Source organism: Micromonospora sp. NPDC047740, assembly GCF_043204735.1.
Classification (GTDB): domain Bacteria; phylum Actinomycetota; class Actinomycetes; order Mycobacteriales; family Micromonosporaceae; genus Micromonospora.
This window is the reverse complement of record NZ_JBIDCT010000001.1, coordinates 120,291-144,948: the sequence shown is the minus strand read 5'-3', so window position 1 is coordinate 144,948 and position 24,658 is coordinate 120,291. Positions and strand designations below refer to the sequence as shown.

Genomic DNA, 24,658 nt, shown 5'->3' with positions numbered 1-24,658 from the left:
CGCCGGTCCGGGCCGACGCGCCCGCCGGGAGGGGGTGGTCCGGCGGGAGCGGGTGCCCGGCGGTTGAGCCGGCACCAGCCGGGTATGCGCCGCCGGACCGACCGACGAAGGGGCGAGCATTGACCGAGCCCGCGCCGCCGCACCGGCAGCCCGAGGAGGGGCACCGGCACGGCCGGTTGACCGCCCGCCCGGCCGTGGTGGCCGCGCCCGGCCCGACCGGGCTGACCTCGGTCCCCGATCCGGAGGGCGGGACGCCGGCCCTGCGGTACGTCCCGGCCGACGGAGCCGGGCCGTACCGGGTGGTGGTGCTGCTGCACGGCGCCGGCGGGTCGGCCCGGCAGGGGCTGGACCTGCTGCTCCCGCTGGCCGACGCGCACCGGCTGCTGCTGGTCGCGCCGCAGGCCACCGCGAGCAGCTGGGACCTGATCGCCGAGGGGTACGGCCCGGACGTCCGCCGGATCGACGCGCTGCTGGGCGCGGTCCTCGCGGCGTACCCGGTGGCCGGGGTGACCCTGGGCGGCTTCTCCGACGGGGCGTCGTACGCCCTCTCGCTGGGCCTGACCAACGGCGACCTGGTCGACGCGATCGTGGCCTTCTCCCCCGGGTTCGCCGCGCCGCTGGTCACCCACGGCCGGCCGCGGGTGTTCGTCTCGCACGGCACCGACGACCGGGTGCTGCCGGTGGACGTGTGCAGCCGACGGCTGGTCCCCCGCCTGCACAGCCTCGGCTACCCGGCCGAGTACGCCGAGTTCCCCGGCGGCCACGAGGTGCCGGCGGAGATCCGGCAGCGGGCGGTGGACTGGCTGGTCGGCTGAAGCGACCGGGAGACCTCGCGGCTCCGAGGATCCCGACGGTCTCTGGTCCGGGGTCAGTGCGGGGGTCCGGCCACCGCCGTGTCGACCCGGGTGAGCACCGACGCGTCGTCGTCGGCGCCGACCCCGCGCAACAGGTCGATCGCGGTGGCCCGGACCTGGCCGATGATCATGGCGAGGGGCAGCGTCTGGCCCGGGGTGAAGAGCCGTCCGGCCGCCCGGACCGCCTCCAGCGCGGCGACGTCCGCCCGCTCGGCGTGCCGGTCGGCGATCTCGTCCTGCCCGGTCAGGTCGGCGGCGAGCGCGTCCCCGGCCGAGCGGACCGCCTCGGCCAGGGTCCGTACGGCGGCGCCCAGTTCGGGTGGCACCGGCGCCGGGACCCGGGTGAGGGTCACCGCGGCGCGGGCCAGCACCCGCACGTTGCGGACCGCGTAGTCGATCTGCCGGATCGAGCTCTGCACCGAGCGCAGCCGCCCGAGGTGCTGGCGGCGGCGTACGTGGAGCCAGAGCGCCTCGCCGGCGGCCTGCACCGCCCCGCGCAGCCGTTCCACCCCGGCGTCGGCGTGCCGGGCCCGCTCCAGCGCGGCCAGTGCCGCTTTGTCGTCGGTCCGGTCGAGCGCCGCCGCGATCTCGTCGAGCACCCCGGCCAGCTCCTCGAACGTCTGCCGGAACTCGGCGACCAGCGGGGCGAGCGGGCGGCGGGCGTCGATGAGCAGGCTCGCCACGATGGCCACCCCACCCCCGATCAGCGCGTCGACGAACCGGAACGGGACCAGCGTCTCGGTGGGCGGCGCCACGACCACCAGGTAGAGGGCGGAGACGGCGGCCTGCACCACGGTGACCGAACTGGCGCCGACCGCCACCGCGAGGGCCACGGTGAGCAGGATGACGGTGAAGACGGTCCAGCTGGTGTGCGGGCCGAGCGCCTGCACGACCAGGTCGGCGACGAGCACCCCGGCGGCCACCCCGAGCACCACCTCGACGGCCCGGCGCAGCCGTTGGCCACGGGCCTGGCCGAGCACGATCAGGGCGGCGGCCGGTGCGAAGAACGGCTGCGGGTGGCCGACCAGCCGGGTGGCGAGGATCCAGGCGACGGTGGCGGCGAGGGTCGCCTCGACCACCGGCAGCCAGCCCCGCCGCAGCCGCCCCGCGGCTGCCCGGACGGCTGCTCGGGGTCGCGGCGTGGCGTCAGACCCGCGGAGCCGGAGTGCTCCGGCCCTGCCCCACCGCACCATCGTCGCCTCCCGTCGCCGCTTGGACCCACCTATGGTGCGCCGCGACCGCCCCGGCCGCAGCGGCCCGGCTCACCCTTTGAACGCCGCCGGCGAGTGGCCTCTTTCACGGACAGCGTGGCGGTTCCGCGCGGAGCAGCCACGCTCTCCGTGAACCTGCGCCCGAGGCGGGAGGCGAGAGGTCAGGGGGTTGGGCGGGGGTATTCGGGGGAGGCCAGGAAGCGGGCGAGCACGTCGGCCGTGCCGGGGGTGTACGGGCGGCCGTCCAGGACCTCCGCCGGGGCGGTGAAGACGAGCGCGGCGCCCTCGCCGAGCACCACGTCCTCCTGCCCGGCGGCGGTCTCGCCGTGGAAGTAGTGCTTGATCCGCCCGATCTCGGGCAGTTCCTGGGTGGCGACGGGCCGCAGCGAGCGCGCCGGCCGCAGGCCGGACTCCTCCCACAGCTCGCGCAGCGCCGTCTCCTCGATGGTCTCGCCCGGCTCCCAGTGCCCGCCGGGCAGGCCCCACACGTTCGGGTGGTGCGGGGCGTGCGCGTCGCAGAGTTGCAGCAGCAGCCGGCCGGCGCGGTCGACCAGCAGGACACAGGCGATCGGGTGCATCCGGCCAACCTAGTACGCCGCGCCCGGCCGCTCACTCCCCCGTGGATTCGGCGTACTCGGTGAGGACGGCGTCGAGCATGTGCCGGGCCTCGGCGGCGCGGACCGGATCGGGGTTGTCGAGGGTGATGAGCGCCTTCCAGAGCACCCAGCCCCGCCCCCGGGCCCAGGTCGCGTCGTCCACGCCGAGGGTGGCGCGGAACGCCGCCCGGCTGGGGCCGGCCAGCAGGGTCCAGGCGATGGCCAGGTCGCAGGCCGGGTCGCCCATCCCGCAGCAGCCGAAGTCGATGACCGCGGCGAGCCGGCCGTCGCGGACCAGCAGATTGCCCCAGGCGACGTCGCCGTGGAACCAGACCGGCGGCCCGGTCCAGGTGGACCGCAGCGCGGTGGCCCAGATCCGGTTGACGGTGTCGGTCGGGATCCGGTCGCCGAGCAGCCCGACCGCCCGCCGGGTCTCACCGTCGTAGGTGGCCAGCGGGGCGCCCCGGAACGCGCTGTGCGCGCCGGCCGGCGGGCCACCCGCCGGCTCGGTGCGGTGCAGTGCGGCGAGGAACCCCGCGAGGTCGGTGGCGAACCGGACCGGGTCGCCGATCCGCTCGGCGGCGGCGGTCTCGCCGTCGATCCAGCGGCACACCGACCACGGGAACGGGTAGCCCTCGCCGGGCTTCCCCTCGGCCAGCGGGGTGGGCACCGCCAGCGGCAACCGGCGCGCGAGGACCGGCAGCCACCGCTGCTCCTTCCGCACCTGCGGCACGTACCCCTCGGCGCTGGGCAGGCGCACCGTCATCGCATCGCCCAGGTGGAAGGTCCGGTTGTCCCAGCCGCCGACCGCGACCGGCCGCACCGAAAGGTTGGCCCAGCGCGGAAACTGGCTGGCGACCAGCCGGCGGACCAGCGCCACGTCGATCGTGGGGACGGCGGGTCGCATCGCCGTCGGGTCCGTGGTCTCGTCCTGCCGCGCCATCCCGGCCATGATCACGGCCACCACCGGACGCGGCAACCGATTTCCGCCGGGAGCACCGTCCGAAGGCTCCCATCCCCGGCGCTCGCCCGGACCGTCCAGTCGGGAAAAGGATCACTGCGAAAGCAGTGCAATGGTCAAACCTCCAGAATATCGATCGCCCGACTTTTGCGGGTCGGCCGAATGGGAGCAGCGACCGGTAAGATCGGCGACAGGCTTGTGACTGATCGCTGACTGCTGGATGTGATAGCGATCACACAGACTGGTTTCCATGAATAGGAGACTCCACCGCGGCCGGGCATTCCGCCTCGCGGTGTGTCTCGCCCTCGTGGCGGCGTTGAGCGGCTGCATGCAGCTCAACCTCGGGCTGACCGTGAACGCGGACGACACGGTCACCGGCCAACTCCTGGTGACCGCCGACAAATCCCTGCTCAGGGACCGGAACCCGGATGTCGAGGCGGCCTTCACCGACATGCGCCGGCAGCTGCCCACGCTGCCCGCCGGCGACGAGAGCCGCTACGAGGACGCCCGGTTCTACGGCGTGCAGGTCGTGTACCGGAAAAAGCCGCTGTCGCAATTCACCAGCGACAGCGTGAAACTGGTCCGCGCCGGCGACCGCTACCGCTTCTCGTTTCCGCTGGACCCGGAGAAATACGCCGGGAAGATCCCCGAACGGGATCCGCGGAATCGGCAGCTGTTCGTGCGGTTGATGTCGTTCGAGATATCGGTGACCTTCCCGGGCCGGGTGCTCACCTCCAACGGCACGGTCACCGGCCGGTCGGTGACCTGGAAGGTGGACGCCAACCAGGCCAAACCGGCGGAGCTGGTCGCCGAGGCGGAGGCGCCCGCGAGGCCGTCGGCCACCGGCGCCGCCGAGCCGGCCTCCGGCGGCGGCTTCCCCTGGCTCCTGCTCGTCGGCGGGGTGGTCGTCCTGCTGCTGGTCGCCGGGGTCGTCGTACTCCTGCTCCGCCGCACCCGCGGCCCGGCCGCCGCCCCCTCCGGCACCACCCCCGCGCCGGCGCCCCCGACCGACCATCCGGGGCCGGTCTGATCCGGCGCGACACCGCCACCCGGGCGGCCCCGGCCCGGACGGACCTGGCCGCCGCACCACCCACCCCGACCCGCACCACCGCACCATCCGAAGGGAGATCGCCGTGAACGATCTCTTCACCTTTGCCGCCCTGGGCACCCTGACCGGTGCCAGCGCCGCCACCCTGCTGGCCGCCAACGTCATCGGCGGTCTGATCGGCCCGAACGGCGACAAGGCACGCAAGTGGATCGCGCTGGGCATCGCCCTCGCGCTGTCGTACGTCGCCGCGGCGTTCGCCGACGCCGGCCCGGAGAAGTGGATCGTCGCGTTCTTCAACGGGCTGGTCATCTTCTCCGCCGCGCTCGGCGTCAACCAGCTGCCGCCCGGCAACCGGCAGGCGACCAGCGCGTCGCCGACCCAGCTCGCGCAGGGACGCGAGCCCCGCTACATCCGCTCGTGGGTCTGAAGGAGGTGGCCTCGATGGTCTTCGGCATCGTCAGCGCCGCCGTCCACATCGTCCTCGGCGCCCTGCTCGGCCAGTGGGCCGGCGGCACCCTCGGCCTGGTGATCGGCGCGGTGGTCGGGCTGCTCGTCGGCGCGCCCTTCGGCTGGGCGGTCGCCGCCGCCGGCACGTACGGGGCGGACCCGAAGGGGATCTTCCTCTTCGTGGTCGACCACACCTGGAGCCTGCTCAACACCGTGGTCGGGGCGGTCTACCTGGCCCTGCACCTGGTCTTCGGGCACCAGCTCGACCGGGTGGTCTCCGCCGCCAGCGGCCGGGTCAACGTGGTCGAGGGGGTCTCGCCCCGCTACGCGACCACCATCGGCACCGTCTGCGCCGGGTCCAGCCCGGGCATCCAGCGGCACGAGGACGTGCACATCCTGCAGGCCCGGCTGCTCGGCCCGCTCTACCTGCCCCTGGTGGTGCTCAACTACGCGCTGTTCACCATCGCCCCGGTGTGGCTGCTCTGGCACGACCACACCAACGCACCGATCAACCGGTTCACCCGGTACTTCGAGATCGGCGTCTACCCGCACGTGTGGAACGAGGCCATCGCGTACCGGATCCAGGGGACCCCGCCGCGATGACCGGCGCGATCGAGGCGGCCGTCGCGGACCTCGCGGCCTGGCTGACCGGGGCGGCGGGCGACCCCGTCCCGGTCGGCCCGCCCCGCGACGACCCGGCGGACGGGCTGACCGTCTGGCCGCTGGAGCTGCGGCCGGCGCGGCAGACCGTGGGCAGCGGCGGGGCCCGCGAGCCGTACCGGTTCGTGGTCCGGCTGCTGGTCAGCGGCGCCGGGCCGGCCGCGCTCCCCGCGCTGGACCGGGTGCTCGCCGCCGCCGCGACGGCCGGCACGCCGGAGGTGGTGCTGACCGCCGGCGACCCCGCCCTGTGGCGGGCCTTCGGCGTGGCGCCCCGGCCGGCGCTGCTGGTCGACGTGCCCGCGCAGATCGTCCGGCCGCAGCCGCCCGCACCGCCCGTGCGGCACCCGCTGCGGCTGCGCCAGCTGGACATGCTCACCCTCGACGGCCGGGTGGTCGGGCCGGAGCGGCAGCCGCTCGCCGCCATGCGGGTCGAGGTGGTCGGCACCCCGTACGCCACGCAGACCGACCACGCCGGCCGGTTCCGGCTGGTCGGTGTCCCGCACGACCCCGACGCCCCCGGCCGGCCGGTCCGGATCCGCCTGATCGGCCGGGGCCGCACCCTCACCGCCGACCTCGACCCCGGCGACCCCGAACTCGTCATCGTCTGCGCCCCCGACTGAGCCGTCTGGCAAGGAGGACCGATGCCCACCTACTTCTCCCCCGGCATCTACGTCGAGGAGGTCCCCAGCGGTGCCCGCCCGATCGGCCCGGTCGGCACCAGCACCGCCGCCTTCGTCGGGGTCGCGCCGAACCGCACGGCCCACGTCGACCAGGCGCTCGCGGTGAACAGCTGGTCGGAGTTCCTCCGGCTGTACGCCGACGGCGAGGACCTGGCGAGCACGGACCTCGCCCGGGCGGTGTTCGGCTTCCTCGACAACGGCGGCACCCGCTGCTGGGTGGTCAACGTCGGCGAGGGCGGCCAGCTCACCGGCACCGGCGGGCGGCGCAGCGGCCTGCAACTGCTGGAGGCCGTCGACGAGATCTCCATCCTCGCCGCCCCCGGCTACCACGACCCGGTGTCCCACGAGGCGCTGATCAGCATGGCGGAGCGGCTGCGCACCATGGTGGCGATCTGCGATCCGCCACCGGACGTGGACGACGTGTCCGCGCTGACCCGGGTCGCCACGCCCGGCAAGCCCACCGACGGCCCGCCGAAACCCACCGACGACGACGGTCCGGGCGCGTACCGGCCCCGGCAGTCGGACTTCGCCACCTTCTACTTCCCGTGGATCCGGGTACGCGACCCGCTCAGCGGCGAGCTCGTGCTCACCCCGCCCAGCGGGCACGTGGCCGGCATCTGGGCCCGCACCGACGCGCTGCGCGGCGTGCACAAGGCCCCGGCCAACGAGCCGGTACGCGGCGCCGTCGACCTGGCCTGCCTGGTCACCCGCCCCGAGCACGACGTGCTCAACCCCAAGGGCGTCAACGTGATCCGCTACTTCGCCGGCGAGGGCATCCGGCTGTGGGGCGCCCGTACGCTCGCCGCCGAGGCCAGCGAGTGGCGCTACCTCAACGTCCGGCGGCTCTCCATCGCCATCGAGCAGGCCATCGCCAACGGCACCCGGTGGATGGTCTTCGAGCCGAACGACTACACGCTCTGGCGCTCGATCCGCCGGGACATCGGCGCGTTCCTCACCCGGGTCTGGCGCGACGGCGCACTGCTCGGGCGTACGCCGGAGGAGGCGTTCTTCGTCAAGTGCGACGAGGAGACCAACCCGGCCGACGTCCGCGACGCCGGCATGGTCGTCGCGCACATCGGCATCGCGGTGGTCAAGCCCGCGGAGTTCGTGGTGTTCAAGCTGAGCCAGTGGGCCGGCGGCACCGAGACCGAGACGATCGGAGGCTGACATGCCGACCACGGCCACCCCGCAGCCGGGCGCCCCCGTCGACCCCTACCGGGCGTACCACTTCAAGCTGCTGATCAACGGGATCACCAACGGGCACTTCACCGAGGTCAGCGGCTTCGAGGTGACCATCCCGTCGCTGGCGTACCGGGAGGCCGGCAACGAGCGGATCCGGGCCGTCCCCGGGCAGGTCGAGTACGCCCCGGTCACCCTCCGCTTCGGGCTCACCTCGTCGCGGGAGCTGTGGGACTGGGTGAACGCGGCGGCGAAGGGGACGGTGAGCCGGCGCAACGTCTCGGTGGTGCTGCTCGACCCGGCCGGCACCGCCGAGGTGCTGCGCTGGAACATGATCAACGCGTGGCCCACCCGGTGGCGGGGCGCCCACCTGAACACCCTCGCCCAGGAGATCGCCATCGAGGCGCTGACCCTGGCGTACGAGGGACTGGAACTGGAGTCCGGCAGTGCGGCCGCCCCGACGACCCCGTGACTGGCTGGCCCGGGCGCTGCGCGCAGCGGCCGACCGCCTCTCCGCCCCGCCCCGCCTCGCCGAGGCGGCGGCCCGCACCGCGTCCCGCCGCCCCGGCGAGCCCCCCGAGCACTGGCTACGCCTCGTCACCGCCCACGCCCCCGGCCTCCTCCACGACCTCCCCCCTGCCGACCTCCCCGCTGTTGACCTGGCCGCTGTTGGCCTGGCCGCTGTTGGCCTGGCCGCTGTTGACCTGGCCGCTGTTGATCAAGGAGTTTCGGTCGGATCCGCAGCGTCGGACGACGCAAACCTCTTGATCGACGGGCTGGAGGGCGGGGCGGGTGCGGGCGGGGCGCCGGGAGAGGGCGGGTGGGACGGTGGGTCGGAGCGCCGGGGGGACCGACCGATGGTCGGGACTGGGGGCGGGTGGCGGCGGCCGGTGCGGTCCGGGCGCGACGTCCGGCGCCGGTGGAGGCGCCCCGACGTGGACTCGACGGCCGGGCCGGACCGGCCGGGCCTGGGCACGGCGTCCGGCCAGCACGATGACGGGGAACGGCTAGCTCCTGCCGGTGGCTCGCAGCTCCGCGCCGAGACCGCCGGGCAGCAGGGGTGGTCCCCGTTCGGCCACCGCGGCGACACCGCCGGGACGGCCTCGGATAACCGGTCCGACCCGGCGCCCACCGGCTCCCCGGACCACACCGAGTGGACGACTGGCGAGCGGGGGTCAGGCGCCACCGCCGGGACCAGCCGTGGCGCCGGACCGGACGAGCAATCCGCCACGGTACGCGGCACCCACCCGGACCGTGCCCGGCAGATCCGGCCCCGCCCCGGCGAGCGCACCACCCGGCCCCGCCCCGGCGAGCGCACCACCCGGACCGGGCCCGGCGAGCGCACCGCCCCGACCGGGGCCGGCGAGCTCACCACCCCGACCGGGCCCAGCCTGAGCGCCGGGCCCCCGACGATCACCGGGTGGCCCGGCCACGGTGACGGCCGGCCCGTTGTCGGGTACCGCGACGGGCCCGCGCCCGGGGCAGACCGGGGGACCGACGGGAATGCGCCTGATGCCGTACCGCCACCGTGCGACGGTGGACCGCTCGGCGTGGACCGCGCCGATCCCGTTCGGGTCGCGGGCCTTCGGGTGCGTCTGTCGTCGCTAGGGGGACAACAGATGCACCCGAACCGCGGCGCGGGCCGGACGGCAGCGGGGATCGACGGCTCCGGCGCGGCGAGCGGACCGGCGGCGGCCGCTCCCGAGTGGAGCGAGCAGGCCTCGGCGTCCGCCGCCCGGCAACGGCCGCCGCACGCCGCCGCCGGGCCGTGGCCGACGCTGCCCGACGAGACCCGGGGCACACCCCCCGCCAGCGCCCCCGGCGCCGTACCCGATGGCCGGGGCCGCCGGGACCCGTGGCCGGCGCTGCCCGACGACCGGGAGCTGTGGCTGCCGGCGGCCACCACGGTCGACACCGCCCGGCTGCGCCGGCTGGACCGGGAACAGGCAGGTTCCTGATGGAACGTGTGGCCTTCCTCGTGGACGAATCCGGCACCCGGGTGGACTGCCTGCTCAACCCGGAGACCGTGCAGGTCACCCGGCTGGCCGGGGTACGCCCGCGGGGCACCGCCGACGGCCGGCTCACCGGGGCCGGCCGGGCCGACGACCCGCTGCTGTTCACCGGCGGCGGGCGCACCGAACTGGTGCTGGACCTGCTCTTCGACACCGACCTCGTCGAGTCCCAGGCACGCCCCGCGGACGTCCGCACGCTCACCCGTCCGCTGTGGATGCTGGCGGAGAACTCGGCCACCGAGCACGGCTGGCTGCGGCCCCCGCTGGTGCGGCTGGTGTGGGGCAAGACCTGGAACGTGCCCGGAGTCATCGTGGCGATCGCGGAACGCTTCGACGCGTTCGCCCTCACCGGCACGCCCCGCCGCTCCTGGCTGCGGTTGAAGCTGGTCCGGGTGGCCGAGTCCGCCGAGGCGGCCCAGGCGGGCTTCGAGGAGGAGCTCGCCGCGGCGAGCACCCCGTTGCCGCCCGGGTCGGCGGTGGTCGCCGCGGCGGACGGCGCGGCCGAGCCGGGCTGGTCCGGGGTGCGCTTCGACCTGCTCGCCCACGACGCGCTCGGGTCGCCGCTGCGCTGGCGGCTGCTCGCCGAGCACAACCGGATCAGCGACCCGCTGACCGTGCCGGCCGGCACGGCGCTGGCCGTGCCGCCGGCCACCCCGACGGTCGCGACGCCGGCCGACGGCGGGACGGGAGGGACCACACCGTGACCGCACCGCAGCCCGCCGGCACGAACGAACGCCGCGCCGTTTCCGCACCCCGGCTCGCCGGCCCGGCCGGACGCCACGCCCCGAGGGAACGCGGCGACGCGAGGGGTGGCGCGGCGTGAACCGGGCCGCCACCGTGACGATCGACGGCACCCCGCTGGCCGACCCCCGGCGGCTGCGGGGCGTACGGGTGGCCGCCCGCCTCGACCAGCCGACCCAGTGCGAGCTCACCCTCGCCGCCGGGCCGGGCACCGCCGCCCTCGATCCCCCGGTACGCCCCGGCGCCGCCCTCGACCTGCGCCTCGACGGCCAGCCGGACGCCCTGTTCACCGGTGAGGTCACCGCCGTCGAGGTGGAGTACGCCCCCGACGGCGTCGCCCTGCTGTGGATCCGGGCGTACGACCCGCTGCACCGGCTGCGCAAACGGCAGGAGCTACGGGTCTTCGAGGCGGTGACCGCCGCGGAGCTGGCCGGGGCGCTCTGCGCCGACCTCGGGCTCACCGTCGACGCGGAGACCGACGGGCCACGGCTGGACCGGCTGCTCCAGCACCGGCACAGCGACCTGGAGCTGCTCCGCGAGGTCGCCGGCCGGGCCGGCCTGCACCTGGCCGTGGACGGCGACCGGCTGCGGCTGCTGACCCTCGACGGCTACGGCGAGCCGGTCCCGCTGACCCTCGGCGACACCGTCCACGCGCTCCGCGTCGCGGAGAACCTGGACCGGGCCGGCGCGGAGTGCGCCGCCCTCGGCTGGCACCCGCAGCGCGCCGAGCCGCTGCGCCAGCAGGTCGACGCGGCCCGCTCCGGACGGCGCATCCCGCTGCGTCCCGAGCCGGGTGAGGTGGGCGCGGACGGGGTACGGACCGCCGTGGACCAGCCGGGGCGCAGCGACGACGAGCTGGCCGCGCTGGCCCAGGCCGGGCTGGACGCGCGGGTGGCGGCGCTGGTCACCGCGGAGGGGACGACCGAGGGCGACCTGGCACTGCGCCCCGGTCGACGGATCGCCCTGGCCGGCGTGCCCGCGCCCGTCGCCGGGGTGTACGTGCTCACCGAGGTGGTGCACACGGTCGACGCGAACGGCCACCTGACCCGGTTCTCCACCGTCCCGCCGGAGCCGCCGCCGGCCGCCGCACCCGCCCCGGCCACGGTCACCCTCGGCACGGTCACCGACGTGGACGACCCCGACCGGCTCGGCCGGGCCCGGGTGACGCTGCCCGCGTACGGGGATCTGGACGCCGGCTGGCTCGCCGTGGTCTGCCCGGGCGCCGGCCGGGGCAAGGGCATCGTGGCGCTGCCCGACCCGGACGACACCGTGCTGGTGGCGCTGCCCGGCGGCGAACCGACCGCGGGTGTCGTGCTCGGTTCGCTCTTCGGGGCGCTCGAGCCGTACGACGCGGGGATCGTGGCCGGGCGGTCTCGGCGCTGGTCGATGCGGACCGGCACCGGTCAGTCGATCGTCATCGACGACGACGGGCGCACCCTGCGCCTGGCCACCGACGCCGGCAGCTTCGTGGAGCTGCGACCCGAGCTGACCACCGTGCACGCGGCCGGCGATCTGGTGCTCTCCGCGCCGGGCCGGGCCATGGTGGTCCGCGCCCGGACCGTCGACTTCCTGCACGCCGAGGCGGCCGAGGACGCGGACACCGCCGCCACGCAGGCCCGCACCCTCGCCCGCGCCCACGGAGGTGGCTGATGCGCTGGATCCACCGCGACTCGCTGATCACCTGCGACCACGACGGCCGGGTCGCCAACCGCGCCTCCCAGCAGTGGCTCACCGTCGAGGGCGTCCCGGTGCTGGTGGCGACCGACCCGGAGGGGCGGGACATCACCGCCTGCCCGAACCACGGCCCCACGATCAAGCCCTGCGCCAAGACCCTCCAGGTGACCGTCGGCTACAGCACCTGGCTGCGCGTCGACGGCCATCGGATCGTGCTGTCCCACCTGGACGGCCTGACCGACGGCACGCCGCCCGGGCTGGTCCATCACACCGTCCGCGACCCGCGGCAGAGCTTCCTGGAGGCGGACGCATGAGGGCCTTCCGCTTCGTCGGCGCCGGCTTCGACGCGGGTCGCACCGGCGGCCTCGCGCTGACCGCCGCCGGCGGGCTCGCCATGACCGAGGGCGACGAAACGGTACGTCAGGCGCTGTACCTGCTGCTGTCGACCACGCCGGGCGAGCGGCTGATGCGCCCCGGGTACGGCTCCCGGCTGCACCGGCTGGTCTTCGCGCCCAACGACGACACCACCGCCGGCCTGGCCATCCACTACGTGCGGCAGGCGATCCGGCGCTGGGAGCCGCGGGTCGAGGTGATCGACGTGGACGCCGGCCCCGACCCGGACGCCCCGTGGCGGCTGGTGATCCGGCTGGACTACCGGGTCCGGGCCAGCCTCTCCCCCGGCCAACTCGTCTTCTCCGTCGACCTGCTGCCCGCCGACGACGACCAGGAGGGAACGTCATGACGCTGCCCGTGCCGCACCTCGACGACCGCGCCTTCCTCGACCTGGTCACCGAGGCGCGGGAACGGATCCGCCGGTCCTGCCCGGACTGGACGGACCTCTCCGCGCACGACCCGGGCATGGCGCTGCTGGAGGCGTTCGCGTACCTCACCGAGGTGATGATCTACCGGCTGAACCAGTTGCCGGAGAAGGCGTACGTCGCGTTCCTCAACCTGCTCGGCGTGACCCGGCACCCGCCCACCGCCGCCTGGGCGGACGTCCGGTTCAGCCGGACCGGCCCGGACCGGGGCGCGGTCCGCGTCCCGGCCGGCACCCGGGTCGCCGCCGCCCGCGGCGCCGACCCCCGGCCGGTCGTCTTCGTCACCACCGAGCCGGCCCTGCTCCCTGAGGGGGAGACCGAGGTGACCGTACGCATGCACCACTGCGAGCCGGTCGAGGCGGAACTGCTCGGCGTCGGCACCGGCCAGGCCGGGCAGGTGTTCCGGGCGGCCCGGGCACCGCTGACCCGGACCGCCGAGGCGCTCGACCTGCTGCTCGGGGTGGAGGTGCCGACCGGCTCGGTGGAGCTGGGCGCGGCCGCCCGGGAGCACGAGGGACGCACGTACGAGATCTGGCGGCCGGTGGACAGCTTCGCCGGCGCCGGCCCGCAGGCGAAGGTCTACCTGGTCGACCGCGCCTCTGGGGTGGTCACCTTCGCCCCCGCGTTGGACCTGCGCCCGCCGGCCGGGCCGGAGACCGGGCCGGGCGTCGAGGGGGCGCCCGGCCCGGCGCCCGGCGGCGGCCCGGCCGGCGGCGACCCCGGCGCGGCGGGACGGGCCCCGCGCGGCCTGGTGGCCGTGGCGGCGGTGCCGCCGGCGGGGCGGCAGATCCGGCTCTGGTACCGGTGCGGCGGCGGGCCGGCCGGGAACGTCGCCGCGGGGACGCTGACCAGCCTGCGCGACCCGCTGCCGGGGCTGCGGGTGGACAACCCCGAGCCGGCCGGCGGGGGCCGGGACCTGGAGTCGCTGGAGTCGGCGCTGACCCGCGGGCCGTACGAGTTCTTCGCCCAGCAGCGCGCGGTCACCGCCCGCGACTACGAGATCCTCGCCGCCGGCTCCGGGGCGGTGGCCCGGGCCCGCGCGTTCACCCGGGCGGCCGTCTACAGCTTCGCCCGCCCCGGCGAGGTCGAGGTGGTGCTGGTGCCGTACGTGCCGGAGCAGGCCCGCCCCGGCGGCCGGCTGCCGGTGGACGTGCTGCGCGAGCACGAGGTGGAGGAGGCCCGCCGCCGGGTGGAGGCCGACCTGGACCGGCGGCGGGCCCTGGGGACCGCGGTCCGGGCCGGCTGGGCCCGCTACAAGGCGGTGTCGATCCGGGCCCGGGTGGTGGTCCGCCGGGAGGAGGACGTCGACGCGGTGCGCCGCCGCATCCACGACCGGCTGCACCAGACGCTCAGCCCGCTGCCCACCCCGCTCAACCCGACCGGCTGGGTGTTCGGTGAGCCGCTGCGGGCGTCCAACGTGTACCGGATGTTGGAGCACGCCGAGCCGGGCGTGCGGTACGTCGAGTCGGTCCGGTTCGTGGTCGACGAGGCGCCCGACGCGCAGGTGCGGACCGTCGCCGTCGACCAGTACCAGCCCGGCACCTGGTACGCGGGCCGCGGCCCGGTGCTGTTCCGCTCTACCAACGCCGGCGCCGGCTGGGAGCCGGCCGGTCGCTTCGACGCCGAGACCGTGGTCCGGGTGGTTCCCGCCCCCGCCCCGGTACGCCCCGGCATCGTGCCCCGGGCCGGCTCGGTCGCCGTGGTCACCGCCCGCGACTCCGGCGGTTCCCGGGTCCGCCTGAGCACCGACCTCGGCGAGACCTGGACCCTGCTGACCGACCTGGACTCCCGGGTGCAGGACCTGGCCTGGATCGACCGGGACGGCGCGGGTGCGCTGCTGCTCGCCACCGACACCGGCCTGTACGAGGTCTCCCTGCTGCCCGGGGCGGTGCCGCTGCAGATCCTGGTCGACCCCGCCGACGCCGACCGCGGCTTCTACGCGGTCCGCGCGTTCGTCTCCGAACGGGGCGTCCCGGGGGTGGCGGCGGCCGCCCAGGCCGGCTTCGGCGTCTACCTGTCCACCGCGGCCGGCCGCCCCGGCAGCTTCGCCCACGTGGGCCTGGCCAACGTGGACAACCGGGTCCTCGCGGTGCAGTACGACGGCCCGGCGACCCTGCTGTGGTGCGGGGCCGGCGAGCCGGACCCGAGGAAGCCCGGCCAGGGCTGCCATCGCACCCGGCTGTTCGAGTCGGACGTCAAGTGGCAGGCCGTGCAGGCCGGCTGGATCGGCGGCACCTGCCGGGACCTGGCGTTCAGCGGCACCCTGGCGGTCGCCGCCACGCAGAGCGGCGGGGTGGTCCGGCTGGACACCCTCGCCGCCCAGCCGCAGTGGCAGCCGGTCATGGTCAACTGCGGGCTGCCGCTGCGGGACCGGACCCGGTTCGTCCCGGTCGACGCGATCGCCGCCACTGTGCCGTCCGCCGGCGCTGATGGCGCCGCCCGGCTGATCCTCGCCGGCGGGGAGCGCGGGGTGTACCGCAGCGGTGACGCGGCCGACTGGACGGCCAGCGCCAACCAGGCCACCGCCGACGTGGTCACCGTGCCCGGAACCTGGCTGCTCTGCTCCGGCGAGCACGACATCGAGGTGGTGCGGCAGGATGCGCCGAGCGGCGATTGAGCGGCTGCTGCCCGCCGCGTACCAGCGGGCCGCCGGGCCGGGCAGCGTGCTGGGCGCGCTGCTGGACGTGATGGAGGCGTTGCACGCCCCGGACGAGGCGGTGCTCGCCGACGTCGACGCGCTCTTCGCGCCGTACCGGGCCGGGGACGGCTTCGTCGCGTACCTGACCCGGTGGGTGGCGATGGACCACGTGGTCGCCGCGCCCCGGGCCGACGCGCCACTGCCGCTGCCGGTGGGCCGGCTGCGGGACCTGGTCGCGCACGGCGCGCTGCTGGCCCGCTGGCGGGGCACCCCGTACGGGATGCGCACCGCCCTGGAACTGGCCACCGGGGTGAGCGGCTTCCTGCTCGAGGAGCCGGCGGACCGGCCGTTCCACGTGGTGGTCCGGGTGCCGCCGGCCGCCGCCGACCAGCTCGCCGTGATCACCCGCATCGTCGAGGCGGAGAAACCGGCCGCGGTCACCGCCGAGATCGTCACCGCCGTCCCGTCCCCGCCGTCCGTGCCGTCCCCAGAGGAGCCGTCATGACCACCGAATGGGCGGTCGTCGCCGCCGCCGAGCAGTTCACCCTGGACGCCCGCAACAGCGGCGAGCTCACCTTCACCGTCTCGAACCCGGGCACGGCACCGGACACCGTGGTCTTCGACGTGGCGCCCGGCGAGGGCAGCCAGCGCGCCTGGTTCACCGTCGCCGAGCCGCAGCGGGTGGTGCCCGGGCAGGGCTCGGTCTCCTTCCTGGTCCGGCTCACCGTGCCGCCCGGCACCCCGCCCCGGCGCTACGACATGACCGGCTTCGCGTACTCGGCGAACACCGCACCCGAGGAGAGTTCCCGCGCCAGCGGTCGGGTGACCTACGACGTGCGGGCCGCCGTGCCGCCGAAGCGCCCGCTGTGGCCGTGGCTCGCGGCCGCGGCGGCGCTGGTGCTGGTGGTGGCCGGGGTGGTCGGCTGGCTGGTGACCCGCGGCGGTGACCCGCCGCCTCCGCCGCCCCGGGCACAGGAGGTGACCCTGGAGGCGGAGAGCCTGGTGCCGGGCGCGGTGGTCCAGTCGGCCGGCCCGGCGGCGGCGACCGTGGTCGAGCAGCAGAACTGCTGCCTCGTCACCTGGTCGGGCGACGCCCAGCTGTTCTTCCAGGGGCGGACGGTCGGCGACCGGGTGACGGTCACGGTGGATTTGCCGGTCGACGGGACCTGGCGCTTCTCCACCGTGCGCACCACGTCGTTCGACTACGCCAACACCATCTTCCTGGTGGACGGCCGGCAGGTCGGCGACACCTTCTTCGGCTTCAGCCCGACCGTGGTGAAGACCGACTGGATCGACGTCGGCACCCTCACCCTGAGCAAGGGCGCCCACCAGGTCACCCTGGTGGCGGTGAGCAAGACGCAGGGCACCGACCGGTACTTCGCCGGCGTCGACCAGCTCCGGTTCACCCAGCTCATCCAGCCGTGAGCGAGCGAATCATCTGGCACCGCGCGGTGGCGCCATGAGCGAGCGAATCGTCAGGCACAGCGCGGTGCTGCCTCATGGTCGATCGGAGCGAAGGGGAGGCCGGCAATGAGCGGGCGGCAGAAGGTGCTGCTGGCGGCGCTCGCCGGGCTGCTGGTGGCGGTCTACCTGCTGGCGGTCGGCGGGGGCCGGCACGACCGGGGGGACCCGGCCGCCCGGCCGGGCTGGCTGAGCGGGCTCGGCGGCGGCACCGCCACGGTCGACCCGGCCACGGTCACCGTCGCGTGCGCGCCGCCCGCCACGCCGCCGACCGCCTCGGCCGAGGGCACCGTGGTCACCTTCCGCACGGCCTGCCTGCTGCGGGTCGCCGACCCGGGCGGCCTGCGCACCCTGGTGCTGCGCAGCCCGGCGTCGTTCGCGGTGTCGGCGCCCGCGCCGGGGGACGCCGAGGTCACCGTCCGCGACGAGGTGAGCCCGGGTGGCGACGGTACGGCGGTGGCGAAGGTGGCCGTCGACCGGGCCACCGAGGTCGCCCTGAGCTGCCCGGGAGGTGGCGGATGCACGGTCACCGTCGCCCGGTCCTGATCGGACGGACGCCCGGCCGCCGGTTCGGTCCCGCGGCCCGGAGGGAGGCACGTCATGGGTGAGCTGCGCAAACCGTTCCTGCTGCTGGCGCTGCTCGCGGTGGCGCTGGTGGTGGGGCTGGAGCTGGGGGCGGCGCTGCTCACCGGCGGCGGGGACGCGGGCGGCGCGCTGCGGGACAGCGCCGGGCAGTTGGGCGTGGAGCTCGGCGACGTCGGGACGGTCACCGAGCCCGCCGGCCGGGGCACCGGCTACCTGGCGCTGATCGACGTGGTGGCGCTCTGGACCACCGGGCTGTTCAGCCTGAGCCTGTTGGTGCCGGACCGGATCCAGGGCCGGCTGCAGGGGGTGGCCACCCTGATCTTCGGGATCGTCCTGCTGATCGTCTCGGTGGTCCTGCTGATCGTGGCCTTCGTCGAGCTGACCGTGCTGGTCTCGCTGTTCCTGGCGGCGCCGTTCGGCACGCTGGCGTACCTGGCGGTGTGGGGGTTCTTCCCGGTCGGCGACGCGGCCGTGCTGCTCGGCCTGGTGCTGCTGCTCAAACTGGTCTGGGCCGGCCTGCTGCTGCTCGCCCAACCGCGCTTCCTGCAGAACAAGGGCCTGGTGCTGCTGGCACTGACCACGTTGGTCTGCACGGTGGTGCTGGAGTTCCTGCACGGGCTGGTGCCGGTGATCCTGGTCAGCATCACCGACGACGTCGGCGCGCTGGTCTTCGCCGTGGTGGCGGCGGTCTGGGCGCTGGTCCTGCTGGTCGGCTCCATCCCCGCCATCGTCAAGGCGGTGCGGACCACCGCCACCACCTCCCGACCCACCGTCCCGTCCCGATGACGCGGGGTTGGGGAGAGGGTGTCGTCCGCCGATCAGGCAAGGGCTTTCCCGACCATCCTGCGGTAACCTCTCGACCGGGTAGGAAAAGGGGTGGTATGGCGACGCTGGCCGACGTCGCCCGCCGGGCGGGCGTCTCCCCCGCGACCGCGTCGCGGGTGATCAACCGCAGCAGCAAGCCGGTCGCGGACGATCTGCGCGAGCGGGTGCTCAGGGCCGTCGCCGAGCTGCGGTACGTCCCGAACGCGCACGCCCAACTGCTGGCCCGGCCGCAGCGCAGCGTGGTCGGCGTGGTGGTGCACGACGTCTCCGACCCGTACTTCGCCGAGGTGACCCGGGGGCTGCAACGGGTCGCCACCGAGCAGGGCCGGCTGGTCATCATCTGCAACAGCTACCGTGACCCGGAGCGCGAGCTGGAGTACGTCGACCTGCTCCGCGCCCAGCAGGTGGCCGCGATCGTGCTGGCCGGGTCCGGCTACCACGACGAGGGCGTCAACGCGCTGCTCGACGAGCGGCTCACCGCGTACGTGGCCACGGGCGGGCGAGTGGCGCTGGTCGGCCGGCACCGGCACCGGGGGGATGCCGTGCTGCCGGCCAACGAGGAGGGTGCCCGCCTGGTCGGGGCGGAACTGCGCCGGCTCGGCCACCGGGTGGTCGGTGTGATCGCCGGCCCGGACCAGCTGACCACCACCACCGACCGGCTCGCCGGCCTGGCCGCCGGCCTCGACGAGGCGCTCCCCACCGAGCGGATCCGGTACGCCGACTTCACCCGCGACACCGGGGCCCGGGCCACGGCGGAGCTGCTGGACGCCGTACCGGGGCTGACCGCGGTCGTGGCGCTGAACGACTCGATGGCGGTCGGCGCCCTGTCCGTGCTCCGGGATCGCGACGTACGCGTGCCGGACGAGGTCTCCGTGGTCGGTTTCGACGACATGCCGATCGCCGCCGACGTGACACCCACCCTGACCACGGTTCGGCTGCCGCTGGCCGAGCTGGGCGCCCGGGCGATGACCCTGGCCTTGGACCCGGATGCCGACGGGGACCGGATCGAGACCCTCCCCGCCGAGCTGGTCCGCCGCGACAGCCTCGGCCCCGCCCCGACCTGACCGGCGGACAGCCTTGTTGACCAAGGAGTTTGCGTCAGGCAGGGCCGGGATCTCGACGCAAACTTCTTGATCAACCGGCGTGGGTGTCCGGCGAAGACTGCTGCCGGGCGCGGCGGGCGGCCCGGCGGGACCGGACCACCCGGACCAGCACCAGCAGCACCACTACGGCCAGCACCACCTCGCCGCCCCAGCCGAGCCGCCGCTCCAGCAGCCGGTACGACGCCCCGGCCAGGTAGCCGAGCACGGCCACGGTCACCGCCCAGAGGGCCCCGCCGGCGATGTTCGCCACGGTGAACGTCCGGCGCGGCATGTGGCTCGTCCCGGCCAGCCCCGGCACCAGCGCGCGCAGCGCGGCCGCCCACCGGCCCAGCACCACCGCCAGGGCGCCCCGGCGGCGTAACAGGTCCAGCGCCCGTTGCAGCTCGTCGGAGCGGACGAACCGGCGGGGCGCCCGGTCCAGCAGCCGCCGGCCGTAGCGGCGGCCGACCAGGTAGCCGACCTGATCGCCGAGGGCCGCCCCGGCGATCGCGGCCACAATCACCGCCCAGAGCGGCAGCCGCCCCTCGTGGGCGAGCACCCCACCGACCAGGACCGCGATCTCCCCCGGCACGAGCAGTCCGAGGAAGGTCGACGCCTCCAGCGCCGGCAGCAGGAAGACCAGCGCCAGAACCAGGGCAGGCGGCAGCGCCACCAGCAGGTTCAGCAGCCGGTCCATCCGCCGATTGTCGCCGCCACCCCCGCCGTACGCACAGTCAACCGGCATTCCGGCGGCGGGTGCGGGACGTCGGGTGGCCGACGGCGCGACCCCGGTGGCAGCGAAGATCAGTTATAAGTGGACCATGGAGTTCCCCGCGTACCTGGCCACCATGCCGATGCACGCGATCACCGAGATCCACGGCGAGCCGGGCCTGCTGGCGCGGTTCCGGCTGGAGATCCGCGCGTTCGACGACGCCGCGCAGGCGCGGCTGACCGAGGCCCTCGACCTCGCCGCCGAGCTGCACCGCGACGACCGGCGGGTCCGCGAGCCGTACCTCAACCACCTGCTGCGGGTGGCGATCCGGATGATGCACCACTACCAGGTCCGCGACGTGGACGTGATCGTCGCGGGCCTGCTGCACGACGCGGTCGAGGACCACCCGGCGGAGCTGGCCGGCCTGGACCCGCGACAACTTTCGCTCGGCGCGTCTGACACCGCGCAGCGACCTGGAGCCGTCGGGGGCGACGCGACGGCGGCGGCGCTGGCCACGCTCGCCGAACGGTTCGGCCCGCGGGTCTCCCGGCTGGTCGGCGCGGTCACCAACCCGGCGTACGACCCGGGGCGCGACCGGCACGTCCAGTACCGGGAACACGTCGCGGCCAGCCTGGACCGGGAACCCTGGGCCCGGGTGATCAAGGTGTCGGACTTCACCGACAACGGGGTGGGGGTGATCCACACGGTGGGTCCCAAGGTGGCCCGGTCGGCCGCCAAGTACCGACCCCTGGTGCCGGTGTTCCGGGACCTCATCGCCCGGCCGGACACGCCGCTGTCCGCGCCGGTCAAGCGGCACATCTTCGCCCAGCTCGACCTCGCCGAGGAGCGGTTCAGCGCCATCCTCGACCAACCCAACTGACGTCCGCCCGCCCCGCCGCTTTCCGCGCGCGCCGGTTCAAGATCCGCGCAGGTTCACGGAAAGTGTTCTCAACTCGCGCCTGGAGGCCCCTCTTTCCCTGAAACAGGGGCCTGCCGGCGCCGCCTGGCCGGCGCACGTCGGCGCGCCGTGGGGCGGCGTGCGGCGTGGGGGCGGCCGGTCAGTGGGTGTTCGGTGGCGGGGTGGGAGCCCGGTTGGCCAGGGCGGTGGTGATCCGGTGCCGCAGCGCGGGCAGCCGGTCCGGATGGTCGTGCAGCACCACGCGCAGCGGCGCGTGCCCACGGGCAGCGGTCACCCCGAGCACGTCGAGCAGAGTGCCGAGCTGCGTGGGCGGCTCCTCGGCCAGCAACTCCCCCGCGTCCCGGACGACCAGCGTCAGCGGACCGGTGTCGAGCCGATCAGCCAGCACGTCGGCGAGCGCGTCCCAGTTCCGTCCGAAGTAGTCGGGCAGGGGCAAGACCGTGGCCAGCGCGTCGAAGAGGCCGGCCCGGGTGCGGGCGGCCCCGCCGGCGAGGACGACCCCGGCACGCTCGACGTCCGACAGAGCGGTCTCGGCGTCCGGCCCGGCAGGCTCGACGTCCGGCCGAGCGTCGAACGTGAGCCAGGCCGGCGGGTGCGCCGCCGCTGACGCCATCCGTACCTCCTTCGCGGTCGTGTGGGCCGGGCCGACGGACGGCCCGACCCGCGACACCCTGATCAGAGCCGGTAGAAGTTCGCGTAGTGGTCGGGCGAGAACCAGGTCACGCCGGTGCTCTTGTTGACCACGATCCGGTACGCGTCCCGCGCGGCGCCGCAGGCGCGCGGGTAGACGTCGTATTCGTAGTAGGTGGCGTTGGCGGGGAGCTGGCCCTCACGGTTGTAGAACTGGCCACCGGCGAAGTTGCACTGGCCGCCGCTCCAGGAGTACCAGCCCCGGCTGGTCGGGAAGCCCTTGCCGGACCAGCCGGAGCGCGCGGTGCGGGCATCCGCGCAGCGAGTCATCGTGCAGGAGCTGTAGACGGCCGCCTGGGCGGGGTCGGCGAGGGTGGGCGACACCACCGACGGGCCGACGAGCGCGGTGGCGACCATGGCCGTGAGCAACGCGAACGCGCCGAAGATGCGACGTACGCGAGCAGCGGGGGAAGGCAGCGGGGTCGCGAGCGTGGTCAAGGGATCCTCCCTGTCCTGGGGCGACTGGACATCGATCGACTTCGTTTCCGATCGGGCCCCAGTCTGGCGGTGATCCGCTCCGGCGTACAGCCCCGCACGAAACCGTTTCCACCGTTCGGGTGAACGATTGATGATCGACCACGGGCCGGACGCTCGCGACGGGTGGCCCCGGCGCCGTCAGGCCAGGGCGCGGGGCGGGCGCCCGGTCCAGGCCCACAGTTCCAGAGACTGCCGGTCCACCAGGTTGATCCCGAGCCGGCGAGCAAGGTGGACGCCGTCCCCGTTGGTGAAGTACCCATTGGTCACGATCATGCAGAGTTCGCCGCCGTGGATCTCCCGGCAGGTGCCGGCAAACCGCTGGATGGCCGCACTTCCCACCCGGTTGCTGGCGCTCTGCCGCTTGCACTGCACCACCACCCGCCGGCCGTCCGGGGCGACTGCCGTGACGTCCGCGCCCCGGTCGCCCGACCCGCCGCAGACGCGTACCTGGCGGAAACCCGAGCCGGCGAGGAGGCGGGCGAACCAGTGCTCGAACTCCGCGCCGCTCATCACGTCGGTCACCGCGATCAGCCGGTCCCGCTCCGCCTGCACCGCCCGTTGGCGGCGGCGCTCCCGCGCCAGCAGCGTCACCACCGCCGCGACCGCCATCAGGACGAGGGCGACCACGAACGCCGACCAGTACGGGTGCCGCCCGACGAAGTCGACAATCAGGACCACCAGCGCCACCGCCCCCAGGACGGCGAGCCCGACCCCCAGGTTGACGCCCGACGATTGGGGCCCTCGACGCCGACGAGCAGCCGACGCCAATCCGGCACGGCGGCGCTTCCGGTAGTGCGCCCGGACCCGGGCGCCGTCCCTTCTGGTGTGCGACCTGACGTAGGGCATGGACACCTCCGCGGCGGGATGACCAGTCTCCCGCCCGGGTCCGACACTCAACGGCACCGCCGTCGATACTGTCAGCTACCCGTCAGTGCGCCCTCTGACCGTCAGGGTTCGCGCATCCAGGTCTTCGGGTCGGTGACGAAGACGCCCTTGCCCTGCTGGCGCCGGATCACCCGCAACGCCTCCAACCGGGCGTAGGCCATCTGCACGGTCCCGTGGCTGACGTCGTATCGATCGCGTAGCTCGGCGATCGAGGGCAACTTATCGCCCGGCTTCAACTTCTTGGACCTGACGTCGGCGATCACATCATCGGCGATGCGCCAGTAGTCCGGCACTTCTCGCATGGCACTCCTCGCGTGGCGATCCGATTCGATCACACCGCGACGCGCCTAACAAGCAGCGTTGACTCATCTGACATGTCTAGATATGTTGTTGCCGAGCCGCTTCTCGCGTGGCAACGGGTTCGGCTCATCCCCCTGGTCGGGGCGGGTGCGCGTGCCCGTCCCGACCCACCGGACCGCTCCGCTGTCGTACCGCTGATCAAAGCTGCGGCGGCGGAGCCGGGCGGGCCGCCCGCGGTCGGCGTGCGGACGACCCGCCCTTCCAGACCCAGCGCACGGACCTCCGCGCTTCCGCCTGTTCCGGAAAGGATCGTCGTGGCCCAGGTGTATCGAGGTGGCCAGCTCTACGGAACCGGCCAGCCGGCCCGGTTGACCCCGCACGAGGTGCGGACCCGCACGTTCGGCCCGCGTCGCCGTGGCGCCGACCCCGATCAGGTACGCGAGTTCCAGGCCCAGCTCGCCGACGAGCTGACCGACCTGCACGGGCAGATCCGCCTGCTCAGCGAGGAGAACGACCGGCTCAAGCGGGCGCTGCGCGACTGGCAGACCATGCACGCCCGGGAGTGCCGGCCCAACGACGGCCACTGGTAGCGGTGCGACCCGAACCTGGCGACCTGCTGCGGATCGACGGGCGCGCCTCGGTGCAGTTCGCCGGGGAACGCGCCCTGACCTTCCGCATCGTGTCGGTCTGCGACCGCCCGACGTACGTCGGCTGGGTCTGGCTGACCGGCTACGTCATCAACCGGCGCGGCAACGCGACCGCCAAGCGGGAGATCTGCGTCCAGTTCGCCGGCCTCCGCCTCGCCAGCATCCCGACCACGAGCCGCTCCCGCGCCACCCGCCCCGCCGCTTCCCGGCACAACCAGGGTGGCGGCAGAACAGCTCGCGATGGCAGGGCGCAAAGGTCGTCACGCGCTGCTGTCCACACAGGAGTCACGGAGGCGAGCGATGGAGATCGTCGGTAATCGAGCGATTGAGACGGCTGCGATCGAGTACGTCATCGCGAAAGAACGTGCAGCGGGACCGATGGCCCACGACGTGCGGGGAACCGGGCTGCCGGTGACGCGGTGAGTCCGCCTCCGATGATTGAGTGAAGGCGTACCCCCAGAAACTGCTCGGACGGGCAAAGAGCAGCGCTGCTACACCGTCCCCTGGCCAGTTCCCCGACAACGACGCGCTCGCCTAAATCAGTGCTGCACTGATA

At 74.7% G+C, this 24,658-nt stretch carries 31 protein-coding genes; 22 read left to right on the top strand and 9 right to left on the bottom strand.

Annotated features, from left to right (window positions below; all coding sequences use genetic code 11):
• Positions 1-119 precede the first annotated feature (119 nt).
• Positions 120-815, top strand: coding sequence for an alpha/beta hydrolase (locus tag ACGF4F_RS00685; protein ID WP_393073574.1), 696 nt, complete (start codon positions 120-122; stop codon positions 813-815).
• 53 nt (positions 816-868) lie between these two features.
• Here the strand turns inward: ACGF4F_RS00685 and ACGF4F_RS00680 are convergent, their stop codons facing one another.
• The 3 genes from ACGF4F_RS00680 to ACGF4F_RS00670 all read right to left on the bottom strand — a co-directional run bounded on the left by ACGF4F_RS00680 (position 869) and on the right by ACGF4F_RS00670 (position 3,604).
• Positions 869-1,933 carry an aromatic acid exporter family protein gene (locus tag ACGF4F_RS00680; RefSeq protein ID WP_393073571.1) on the bottom strand — a complete coding sequence of 355 codons (1,065 nt, stop codon included), beginning with the start codon at positions 1,931-1,933 and terminating at the stop codon, positions 869-871.
• Positions 1,934-2,226: 293 nt separating this feature from the next.
• Entirely contained in the window at positions 2,227-2,643 is a 417-nt protein-coding gene (locus ACGF4F_RS00675; RefSeq protein WP_393073568.1) for an NUDIX domain-containing protein, read from the bottom strand.
• A 31-nt stretch (positions 2,644-2,674) separates the two neighbouring features.
• The gene (locus ACGF4F_RS00670; RefSeq protein ID WP_393073565.1) at positions 2,675-3,604 is read right to left on the bottom strand and encodes an aminoglycoside phosphotransferase family protein; all 930 of its coding nucleotides are present in this window, start codon (positions 3,602-3,604) and stop codon (positions 2,675-2,677) included.
• A 268-nt stretch (positions 3,605-3,872) separates the two neighbouring features.
• On the opposite strand from ACGF4F_RS00670, the gene ACGF4F_RS00665 reads away from it, so the two are divergent.
• The 6 genes from ACGF4F_RS00665 to ACGF4F_RS00640 all read left to right on the top strand — a co-directional run bounded on the left by ACGF4F_RS00665 (position 3,873) and on the right by ACGF4F_RS00640 (position 8,108).
• Positions 3,873-4,652, top strand: a complete 780-nt coding sequence (locus tag ACGF4F_RS00665; RefSeq protein ID WP_393073562.1) for an LppM family (lipo)protein — start codon at positions 3,873-3,875, stop codon at positions 4,650-4,652.
• A gap of 103 nt (positions 4,653-4,755) precedes the next feature.
• Positions 4,756-5,097, top strand: a complete 342-nt coding sequence (locus ACGF4F_RS00660; RefSeq protein WP_393073559.1) for a hypothetical protein — start codon at positions 4,756-4,758, stop codon at positions 5,095-5,097.
• A complete protein-coding gene (locus ACGF4F_RS00655) occupies positions 5,088-5,720 on the top strand; it encodes a glycine zipper family protein (protein WP_393073556.1) in 633 nt (210 codons plus the stop codon). Before ACGF4F_RS00660 ends, ACGF4F_RS00655 begins: the two co-directional genes overlap by 10 nt.
• Complete coding sequence (locus tag ACGF4F_RS00650; RefSeq protein ID WP_393073553.1) at positions 5,717-6,397, top strand: carboxypeptidase regulatory-like domain-containing protein; 681 nt, start codon at positions 5,717-5,719, stop codon at positions 6,395-6,397. Before ACGF4F_RS00655 ends, ACGF4F_RS00650 begins: the two co-directional genes overlap by 4 nt.
• A 21-nt stretch (positions 6,398-6,418) precedes the next feature.
• On the top strand, positions 6,419-7,624 hold the full coding sequence (locus ACGF4F_RS00645; protein WP_393073550.1) for a phage tail sheath family protein: 1,206 nt from the start codon (positions 6,419-6,421) through the stop codon (positions 7,622-7,624).
• A 1-nt stretch (position 7,625) separates the two neighbouring features.
• On the top strand, positions 7,626-8,108 hold the full coding sequence (locus ACGF4F_RS00640) for a phage tail protein (protein WP_393073548.1): 483 nt from the start codon (positions 7,626-7,628) through the stop codon (positions 8,106-8,108).
• Positions 8,109-8,223: 115 nt separating this feature from the next.
• Here the strand turns inward: ACGF4F_RS00640 and ACGF4F_RS00635 are convergent, their stop codons facing one another.
• Positions 8,224-8,358: a hypothetical protein gene (locus ACGF4F_RS00635; RefSeq protein ID WP_393073545.1), complete on the bottom strand. Its 135-nt coding sequence runs from the start codon at positions 8,356-8,358 to the stop codon at positions 8,224-8,226.
• Between the two features lie 897 nt (positions 8,359-9,255).
• Between ACGF4F_RS00635 and ACGF4F_RS00630 the strand changes: the two genes are divergently transcribed.
• The 11 genes from ACGF4F_RS00630 to ACGF4F_RS00580 all read left to right on the top strand — a co-directional run bounded on the left by ACGF4F_RS00630 (position 9,256) and on the right by ACGF4F_RS00580 (position 19,454).
• A complete protein-coding gene (locus tag ACGF4F_RS00630; protein ID WP_393073542.1) occupies positions 9,256-9,594 on the top strand; it encodes a hypothetical protein in 339 nt (112 codons plus the stop codon).
• Entirely contained in the window at positions 9,594-10,352 is a 759-nt protein-coding gene (locus ACGF4F_RS00625) for a hypothetical protein (RefSeq protein ID WP_393073539.1), read from the top strand. The genes ACGF4F_RS00630 and ACGF4F_RS00625 overlap by 1 nt, the downstream gene beginning before the upstream one ends.
• A 115-nt stretch (positions 10,353-10,467) precedes the next feature.
• Positions 10,468-12,039, top strand: coding sequence for a phage baseplate assembly protein V (locus ACGF4F_RS00620; protein ID WP_393073536.1), 1,572 nt, complete (start codon positions 10,468-10,470; stop codon positions 12,037-12,039).
• Positions 12,039-12,377, top strand: coding sequence for a hypothetical protein (locus tag ACGF4F_RS00615; RefSeq protein ID WP_393073533.1), 339 nt, complete (start codon positions 12,039-12,041; stop codon positions 12,375-12,377). The genes ACGF4F_RS00620 and ACGF4F_RS00615 overlap by 1 nt, the downstream gene beginning before the upstream one ends.
• Positions 12,374-12,805 (top strand): GPW/gp25 family protein, encoded by a 432-nt coding sequence (locus ACGF4F_RS00610; RefSeq protein ID WP_393073530.1) that lies wholly within the window; start codon positions 12,374-12,376, stop codon positions 12,803-12,805. Before ACGF4F_RS00615 ends, ACGF4F_RS00610 begins: the two co-directional genes overlap by 4 nt.
• Positions 12,802-15,498 (top strand): putative baseplate assembly protein, encoded by a 2,697-nt coding sequence (locus tag ACGF4F_RS00605; protein WP_357435923.1) that lies wholly within the window; start codon positions 12,802-12,804, stop codon positions 15,496-15,498. Before ACGF4F_RS00610 ends, ACGF4F_RS00605 begins: the two co-directional genes overlap by 4 nt.
• Positions 15,479-16,024 carry a phage tail protein gene (locus ACGF4F_RS00600; RefSeq protein WP_357435924.1) on the top strand — a complete coding sequence of 182 codons (546 nt, stop codon included), beginning with the start codon at positions 15,479-15,481 and terminating at the stop codon, positions 16,022-16,024. The genes ACGF4F_RS00605 and ACGF4F_RS00600 overlap by 20 nt, the downstream gene beginning before the upstream one ends.
• Positions 16,021-16,944 carry a hypothetical protein gene (locus tag ACGF4F_RS00595; RefSeq protein WP_393073527.1) on the top strand — a complete coding sequence of 308 codons (924 nt, stop codon included), beginning with the start codon at positions 16,021-16,023 and terminating at the stop codon, positions 16,942-16,944. The genes ACGF4F_RS00600 and ACGF4F_RS00595 overlap by 4 nt, the downstream gene beginning before the upstream one ends.
• A gap of 105 nt (positions 16,945-17,049) precedes the next feature.
• Entirely contained in the window at positions 17,050-17,526 is a 477-nt protein-coding gene (locus ACGF4F_RS00590) for a hypothetical protein (RefSeq protein WP_393073524.1), read from the top strand.
• A 54-nt stretch (positions 17,527-17,580) separates the two neighbouring features.
• Positions 17,581-18,351, top strand: a complete 771-nt coding sequence (locus ACGF4F_RS00585; RefSeq protein WP_393073521.1) for a hypothetical protein — start codon at positions 17,581-17,583, stop codon at positions 18,349-18,351.
• A 95-nt stretch (positions 18,352-18,446) separates the two neighbouring features.
• Positions 18,447-19,454 carry a LacI family DNA-binding transcriptional regulator gene (locus ACGF4F_RS00580; RefSeq protein WP_357435931.1) on the top strand — a complete coding sequence of 336 codons (1,008 nt, stop codon included), beginning with the start codon at positions 18,447-18,449 and terminating at the stop codon, positions 19,452-19,454.
• 70 nt (positions 19,455-19,524) lie between these two features.
• Here ACGF4F_RS00580 and ACGF4F_RS00575 read toward each other — a convergent pair whose 3' ends face one another.
• The gene (locus tag ACGF4F_RS00575; protein ID WP_393073518.1) at positions 19,525-20,169 is read right to left on the bottom strand and encodes a DedA family protein; all 645 of its coding nucleotides are present in this window, start codon (positions 20,167-20,169) and stop codon (positions 19,525-19,527) included.
• A 124-nt stretch (positions 20,170-20,293) separates the two neighbouring features.
• Between ACGF4F_RS00575 and ACGF4F_RS00570 the strand changes: the two genes are divergently transcribed.
• Complete coding sequence (locus tag ACGF4F_RS00570) at positions 20,294-21,064, top strand: HD domain-containing protein (RefSeq protein WP_357435983.1); 771 nt, start codon at positions 20,294-20,296, stop codon at positions 21,062-21,064.
• A gap of 178 nt (positions 21,065-21,242) precedes the next feature.
• On the opposite strand, the gene ACGF4F_RS00565 is transcribed toward ACGF4F_RS00570, so the two are convergent.
• The 4 genes from ACGF4F_RS00565 to ACGF4F_RS00550 all read right to left on the bottom strand — a co-directional run bounded on the left by ACGF4F_RS00565 (position 21,243) and on the right by ACGF4F_RS00550 (position 23,457).
• Positions 21,243-21,716, bottom strand: coding sequence for a barstar family protein (locus tag ACGF4F_RS00565; RefSeq protein WP_357435935.1), 474 nt, complete (start codon positions 21,714-21,716; stop codon positions 21,243-21,245).
• A 62-nt stretch (positions 21,717-21,778) separates the two neighbouring features.
• The gene (locus ACGF4F_RS00560) at positions 21,779-22,150 is read right to left on the bottom strand and encodes a ribonuclease domain-containing protein (protein ID WP_357435985.1); all 372 of its coding nucleotides are present in this window, start codon (positions 22,148-22,150) and stop codon (positions 21,779-21,781) included.
• 258 nt (positions 22,151-22,408) lie between these two features.
• Positions 22,409-22,957, bottom strand: coding sequence for a restriction endonuclease (locus ACGF4F_RS00555; protein WP_357435937.1), 549 nt, complete (start codon positions 22,955-22,957; stop codon positions 22,409-22,411).
• 260 nt (positions 22,958-23,217) lie between these two features.
• Entirely contained in the window at positions 23,218-23,457 is a 240-nt protein-coding gene (locus ACGF4F_RS00550) for a winged helix-turn-helix domain-containing protein (RefSeq protein ID WP_357435938.1), read from the bottom strand.
• Positions 23,458-23,769: 312 nt separating this feature from the next.
• On the opposite strand from ACGF4F_RS00550, the gene ACGF4F_RS00545 reads away from it, so the two are divergent.
• The 3 genes from ACGF4F_RS00545 to ACGF4F_RS00535 are packed head-to-tail and all read left to right on the top strand — an operon-like array spanning position 23,770 to position 24,525.
• The gene (locus ACGF4F_RS00545) at positions 23,770-24,045 is read left to right on the top strand and encodes a DivIVA domain-containing protein (protein WP_357435940.1); all 276 of its coding nucleotides are present in this window, start codon (positions 23,770-23,772) and stop codon (positions 24,043-24,045) included.
• Between the two features lie 2 nt (positions 24,046-24,047).
• Positions 24,048-24,419, top strand: coding sequence for a hypothetical protein (locus tag ACGF4F_RS00540; RefSeq protein ID WP_393073513.1), 372 nt, complete (start codon positions 24,048-24,050; stop codon positions 24,417-24,419).
• The gene (locus ACGF4F_RS00535) at positions 24,403-24,525 is read left to right on the top strand and encodes a hypothetical protein (RefSeq protein WP_357435943.1); all 123 of its coding nucleotides are present in this window, start codon (positions 24,403-24,405) and stop codon (positions 24,523-24,525) included. The genes ACGF4F_RS00540 and ACGF4F_RS00535 overlap by 17 nt, the downstream gene beginning before the upstream one ends.
• Positions 24,526-24,658: the final 133 nt, after the last annotated feature.

Coding starts and splice junctions, on each gene's coding strand:
- ACGF4F_RS00675 (WP_393073568.1), bottom strand. CDS start 2,643: ATGCACCCGATCGCCTGTGTCCTGCTGGTCGACCGCGCCGGCCGGCTG.
- ACGF4F_RS00670 (WP_393073565.1), bottom strand. CDS start 3,604: ATGGCGCGGCAGGACGAGACCACGGACCCGACGGCGATGCGACCCGCC.
- ACGF4F_RS00665 (WP_393073562.1), top strand. CDS start 3,873: ATGAATAGGAGACTCCACCGCGGCCGGGCATTCCGCCTCGCGGTGTGT.
- ACGF4F_RS00650 (WP_393073553.1), top strand. CDS start 5,717: ATGACCGGCGCGATCGAGGCGGCCGTCGCGGACCTCGCGGCCTGGCTG.
- ACGF4F_RS00645 (WP_393073550.1), top strand. CDS start 6,419: ATGCCCACCTACTTCTCCCCCGGCATCTACGTCGAGGAGGTCCCCAGC.
- ACGF4F_RS00640 (WP_393073548.1), top strand. CDS start 7,626: ATGCCGACCACGGCCACCCCGCAGCCGGGCGCCCCCGTCGACCCCTAC.
- ACGF4F_RS00630 (WP_393073542.1), top strand. CDS start 9,256: ATGCACCCGAACCGCGGCGCGGGCCGGACGGCAGCGGGGATCGACGGC.
- ACGF4F_RS00625 (WP_393073539.1), top strand. CDS start 9,594: ATGGAACGTGTGGCCTTCCTCGTGGACGAATCCGGCACCCGGGTGGAC.
- ACGF4F_RS00615 (WP_393073533.1), top strand. CDS start 12,039: ATGCGCTGGATCCACCGCGACTCGCTGATCACCTGCGACCACGACGGC.
- ACGF4F_RS00610 (WP_393073530.1), top strand. CDS start 12,374: ATGAGGGCCTTCCGCTTCGTCGGCGCCGGCTTCGACGCGGGTCGCACC.
- ACGF4F_RS00605 (WP_357435923.1), top strand. CDS start 12,802: ATGACGCTGCCCGTGCCGCACCTCGACGACCGCGCCTTCCTCGACCTG.
- ACGF4F_RS00600 (WP_357435924.1), top strand. CDS start 15,479: ATGCGCCGAGCGGCGATTGAGCGGCTGCTGCCCGCCGCGTACCAGCGG.
- ACGF4F_RS00595 (WP_393073527.1), top strand. CDS start 16,021: ATGACCACCGAATGGGCGGTCGTCGCCGCCGCCGAGCAGTTCACCCTG.
- ACGF4F_RS00590 (WP_393073524.1), top strand. CDS start 17,050: ATGAGCGGGCGGCAGAAGGTGCTGCTGGCGGCGCTCGCCGGGCTGCTG.
- ACGF4F_RS00585 (WP_393073521.1), top strand. CDS start 17,581: ATGGGTGAGCTGCGCAAACCGTTCCTGCTGCTGGCGCTGCTCGCGGTG.
- ACGF4F_RS00580 (WP_357435931.1), top strand. CDS start 18,447: ATGGCGACGCTGGCCGACGTCGCCCGCCGGGCGGGCGTCTCCCCCGCG.
- ACGF4F_RS00575 (WP_393073518.1), bottom strand. CDS start 20,169: ATGGACCGGCTGCTGAACCTGCTGGTGGCGCTGCCGCCTGCCCTGGTT.
- ACGF4F_RS00570 (WP_357435983.1), top strand. CDS start 20,294: ATGGAGTTCCCCGCGTACCTGGCCACCATGCCGATGCACGCGATCACC.
- ACGF4F_RS00565 (WP_357435935.1), bottom strand. CDS start 21,716: ATGGCGTCAGCGGCGGCGCACCCGCCGGCCTGGCTCACGTTCGACGCT.
- ACGF4F_RS00560 (WP_357435985.1), bottom strand. CDS start 22,150: ATGGTCGCCACCGCGCTCGTCGGCCCGTCGGTGGTGTCGCCCACCCTC.
- ACGF4F_RS00550 (WP_357435938.1), bottom strand. CDS start 23,457: ATGCGAGAAGTGCCGGACTACTGGCGCATCGCCGATGATGTGATCGCC.
- ACGF4F_RS00535 (WP_357435943.1), top strand. CDS start 24,403: ATGGAGATCGTCGGTAATCGAGCGATTGAGACGGCTGCGATCGAGTAC.